The sequence below is a fragment of the Sulfurovum sp. genome, assembly GCF_041562805.1.
Lineage (GTDB): Bacteria > Campylobacterota > Campylobacteria > Campylobacterales > Sulfurovaceae > Sulfurovum.
The window spans coordinates 1-4,295 of sequence record NZ_JBFFOH010000186.1 but is presented as its reverse complement, the minus strand read 5'-3'; the positions used below and the strand labels follow the sequence as shown (position 1 = coordinate 4,295).

The 4,295-nt window shown below is 38.1% G+C and carries 6 protein-coding genes; 3 read left to right on the top strand and 3 right to left on the bottom strand.

What is annotated here, in order from left to right:
- The coding region (locus ABYK33_RS14125; protein ID WP_373033929.1) for a hypothetical protein at positions 1–292 on the top strand (292 nt) is incomplete at its 5' end.
- Positions 293–376: 84 nt separating this feature from the next.
- Here ABYK33_RS14125 and ABYK33_RS14120 read toward each other — a convergent pair.
- The 3 genes from ABYK33_RS14120 to ABYK33_RS14110 form a co-directional block, all read right to left on the bottom strand.
- Positions 377–679: a hypothetical protein gene (locus ABYK33_RS14120; protein WP_373033928.1), complete on the bottom strand. Its 303-nt coding sequence runs from the start codon at positions 677–679 to the stop codon at positions 377–379.
- 169 nt (positions 680–848) lie between these two features.
- Positions 849–1,355 carry a hypothetical protein gene (locus tag ABYK33_RS14115; protein ID WP_373033927.1) on the bottom strand — a complete coding sequence of 169 codons (507 nt, stop codon included), beginning with the start codon at positions 1,353–1,355 and terminating at the stop codon, positions 849–851.
- Positions 1,356–1,494: 139 nt separating this feature from the next.
- Positions 1,495–1,632 (bottom strand): hypothetical protein, encoded by a 138-nt coding sequence (locus tag ABYK33_RS14110; RefSeq protein ID WP_373033926.1) that lies wholly within the window; start codon positions 1,630–1,632, stop codon positions 1,495–1,497.
- Between the two features lie 414 nt (positions 1,633–2,046).
- Here ABYK33_RS14110 and ABYK33_RS14105 point away from each other — a divergent pair, with 414 nt between their 5' ends.
- Together ABYK33_RS14105 and ABYK33_RS14100 are read left to right on the top strand one after the other, a co-directional pair.
- A complete protein-coding gene (locus tag ABYK33_RS14105) occupies positions 2,047–2,625 on the top strand; it encodes an SLATT domain-containing protein (protein WP_373033925.1) in 579 nt (192 codons plus the stop codon).
- On the top strand, positions 2,622–3,992 hold the full coding sequence (locus tag ABYK33_RS14100; RefSeq protein WP_373033924.1) for a reverse transcriptase domain-containing protein: 1,371 nt from the start codon (positions 2,622–2,624) through the stop codon (positions 3,990–3,992). The genes ABYK33_RS14105 and ABYK33_RS14100 overlap by 4 nt, the downstream gene beginning before the upstream one ends.
- The last annotated feature ends 303 nt before the right edge of the window (positions 3,993–4,295 follow it).

Below are 4,295 nucleotides of genomic sequence, written 5' to 3'. Positions count from 1 at the left end.
GGCCTTTGACAACATTCTCTCGAACATACGTGCCGATGAGGGTACGGTCTGGGTACGGGAGCTGGGTTTTGGTCTTAACAGGTCATTGACGAAGAGCCGGACCCTTGCCGACACGGGGAGCTATGAGCGTATGTGCGGTGTACACGTCTCTTTGGGGGCCAAACACGGCATCTACGGCAAACCCGGATTTAAACGCCGTGACGGCAAGTACCACGTCGATGTCTTTATAGACACCCAAAGCGTTTCGCTGGGTGAAGAAGTCGTCTACCGCGACGGTGCGTGGATTGTTTAAGAACATCGATGTCATCCGGCACACTTTTTGCTGATGATGCATACATAGCGGTTCATCTCGCAAACTTTCAACTTTTACGCGGTGCTATTTCTTTTTAGCAGTTTGCGTTTTACCGGCTGTTTTATGCTCTTTCGCCGCTTTGCGGTCTGCCTCTACTTTTCGTTTGCGTTCGGCTTTCTCTTTTTCGTATTGTTTCTTTTGCAGTTTACGCTCTTTCTCTTGCTTGAGTTTTCGCGCTTCACGCTCTTGTGTCGCCTTTTGTCTGCTTTCGAGCGTTTTTACCCCAGGCTGCTGTTTCGATACATGCTTAATGGTCTCTGCGGCAGAGGCCGATGAAGCAAACGGAGCAAGCAGCGCCATACTCAGTACGATCAATGTTTTTTTCATGTCATTTCCCTCTGGATGGTTTCGATGTTCATTTTCGTCAGTGCGTTTATTTTAGTGTTATTTGGCTTAGTTATAGTCACAGGTCACTTTTTTGTATTTTAAATGACAGACCAGTCATTTAAAATACTGCGAAAATAACAACGAAACCTATAGACTCTGGGAAGTTGTGTTAGAAGCTGTAACGAATACCGGTACCGCTCATTAGGTTAAAGCCGTTGCGGTCGCCTTGCGGGTCTTTTCCGAAGTTGAACGACGGACCGATCTCAAGGTAACAGCTCCAACCGTTTCTCGAAAACTGCCACTCCGCCCCGCCCGGTGCACGGACAATAAGCCCATCACCCTGACCGCTGTCATCCCAGCGGTAACCCACACCGCCAGAGGCATAAAACTCAAGCGGATGCCGGTTCATGTAGGCATTGTCGGTGCTTAGTTTCATGTGCCAAAAGTGAAAGTCGGCGCCGGCACCGGTGTGCCCTACTTTGACATCCAGAAGATGCCCGAACTGCATGCTCACACCAACGCCGTAGTCACTCTCAGCCATACCACCCAACTTAAAGTTACCGCTGGAGATCTCCTCCATCGCTTTAGTGTCGGGGCTGACAAACTCCCCTGCCGCCTCTGCCGAAGCACTCAAAGAAAAAGTGGCCAGCGTCACTGCCAATATACGTTTTATCATTTGGAATCCTTCTCTCTTGTGTGTAGATTTTCAAAACGGTTTGAATGAAAAGTCTACACCAATACAGACAACCTACTCCCAACCGAATATCATAATAATGTTCACTCCTTGGGGCGCAGGTTCAAAGGGAGTTGAACAACTACTCCTTGTCCAACTGGCGCTGCGCTTTTTCAGCCGCCGCGTTCTGTCTGTCATAGCTGCTGTCCGGTTGAGAGTTCACCGACGTACAGCCGCTGACCATTACCAACATTGTCAACATCATTAGTGTCGTTTTCATTTTTTTCCTTTTCAAATCTTCTGCAGGACATTTTACTGTGTATTTGGTCAAGGTTTGGAATGTCGCTAAGACCTCGTCGATAGAAAACCCTGTAATGACAATAATTTGAAGATGGACTAAACGATGGTCAAGGAATTTCATGATGGAAAGACTTAGGGCTGAGAAAGTCTGATATACCTTTAAAAAAGCAACAAAAAATTAGAAAAAACAAATAGTAATTAAGTTAGATATGCTATTATCCCCATCTTGGGCAGTCATGTTAGAAATAATATGGGTTTACTACATTTTATTGTAGTAGGTGATGCTAATAAATAATTGTACTTGTACTGTTAACACGTTATGTGTTGATCATTTTATAATGATGTTAATACTTGCTAATTTTGTACTGCCCATCTTAAATTAAGAGAAGATAATATGAATGGTTATAAAGAAAAATTTTCAGATAATATTTGGTTCACAAGAAAAGCACGCATACATGCAACAGAACGATTGAAAAAGAGTCATGAACATTCTCAATTACTGCTAATAGAATATACTCTATTAGGGTCAATTCTCGCTATTATAATTTTACGTCATAGTAATCTACTTGGTGAGGATACTGACATATTGATGACAATAATGTCTGTTGTTATTTTAGTTCTTTCGCTTGTAATAACAAACTTTGATATGAAAGAACGAAGTAACATGTTCTTTAAAAACTATATAAAGTTACAAACGATATATTTAGAGACTTTAGAGATTGAAAAAGTTAACGGAAATCTAGCATCTGTAAAGGAACAATATCAATTAGCCTTATTAGAAGTAGAAAACCATTTACGAATAGATGATATCTGTATTAGAGTTGATAATGCTAAAACTCTATATTCTAGAAAACCCACTTTTCTAGAATATGTAAAATGTTATATATATAAATTCTGTTGTTTTACTTTTCTCACAATGTTATATTTTGCACCAATAGCTATTGGATATTTTTATTACATGACTTCTTTATGACAGCATCAGAATCTTTTCGAAAACGCTTCACTAAAAAAAACCTTTTAGAAACCTACGAGAAACGGATACAAGGCAACGGAGCAGTCGGTCTCGATAAAGTAAATAATACGAGTTTTCACAAATATTTATCGGAAAACATTAACACTATAAATCGAAAAGTAAATAACAACAGCTATCGTTTTACTACATATAAACAGAAGCTGATATCGAAAGGTGCAGATAGCAAACCACGTCAACTATCTATCCCAACCTTTAGAGATCGTTTAACTCTACGATGTTTATGTGATTTATTTTTTGATGTATATTCATCTGAAATCAAATCCGAAATACCTCAAGTAAAAATTCATAGTATTTGCCAGGAAATTAATTCTGGTGTATTCGATGGCTATGTAAAAATAGATATCAAAAGGTTTTATTCATCTATAGATCACGTACGCTTAGAAGCTGTTTTAAACAAAAAAATCTTTAAACAGGAAGTTCGTAGTCTGATAAGAAAAGCGATTAAGAATGGCACAACAGCTTCTCCAATTAAAGGAACAATATATACAAACCTTGACGGAATCCCTCAAGGTTTATCTATTTCAAATATACTAGCTGAAATATTTATGCTTGATTTCGACTTGTCTTTAAGTGCAATGTCTACTATAAAATATGTACGTTATGTAGATGATATTTTAATTTTATGTAAAGAAGAAGATGCTGAAATAATAGGTCAATCAGTTATTCGTATGTTAGGATCAAAAGGCTTAGAAGCACATCCCTTAGTAGAAGATTCCAAATCAGAATTTGGTAATTTGTCGGATGAATTTTCATTTTTAGGTTACCTCTTTTCTAACTATAAAACAACTGTAGGGTTTGGGAGTAAACATCGTTTTGAATCTTCCCTTGTTCGTTTGCTAACAACTTACAAATATAAACTTCTTTCAGCAAAGAACAGTGACGAAAAAATAAAAAGTTTGAGGATATTAGAGTGGAGATTGAATCTTCGAATAACAGGTTGCATTTTTGATGGTACTAAACGAGGTTGGATGTTTTATTATTCACAAATTTCTGATTTAACTGTTTTACATAAGCTTGATATTACTGTTAAAAAACTTTTATGCCGATTTGATTTAGAAGGAAAACTCCAAATTAAAAGCCTTGTCAAAACATATTTCGAAGCGCAACAAAGAGACGTTGAATCAAGTAAATATATTATCAACTTTGACAATCTAACAAAAGAAGAAAAAATAGAAATTTTAAACAAGTATTTGGGTGCAAAATATCAACTAATTCACAAAACAGAAGATGAGATCAATAGACTATTTGAAATGCGTATAGGACGAGTGATAAAAGAACTAGAAGAAGATCTACAAGACCTTTCTTAAAATTATTGCTTGAAAGAATAATCACGCAACATTTAAATCCAATTAAGAACACTCAAAATTGTCCTATCCACCCCACTAACAAAAGATTTACCCATTTTTCAGTATAATCGCACAAATTATAGGCGAAGAGAAGGCAGATAAATGATCGCATACGACAGCATTAAACCATGGTTATTCAAGTTAGATCCTGAGACGGCGCACCATTTGGCGGCGACTCTTCTACAGTTTGCCAACGTCTGCCCTTCTGCTTTTAACTACTGGACGTCCAAGCACTTCGTTACTGACCCGGTTTTGGAGCAGGAG

Excerpts from the sequence above, each read along its gene's own strand:
- ABYK33_RS14120 (WP_373033928.1), bottom strand. The coding sequence starts at position 679 with ATGAAAAAAACATTGATCGTACTGAGTATGGCGCTGCTTGCTCCGTTT.
- ABYK33_RS14115 (WP_373033927.1), bottom strand. The coding sequence starts at position 1,355 with ATGATAAAACGTATATTGGCAGTGACGCTGGCCACTTTTTCTTTGAGT.
- ABYK33_RS14110 (WP_373033926.1), bottom strand. The coding sequence starts at position 1,632 with ATGAAAACGACACTAATGATGTTGACAATGTTGGTAATGGTCAGCGGC.
- ABYK33_RS14105 (WP_373033925.1), top strand. The coding sequence starts at position 2,047 with ATGAATGGTTATAAAGAAAAATTTTCAGATAATATTTGGTTCACAAGA.
- ABYK33_RS14100 (WP_373033924.1), top strand. The coding sequence starts at position 2,622 with ATGACAGCATCAGAATCTTTTCGAAAACGCTTCACTAAAAAAAACCTT.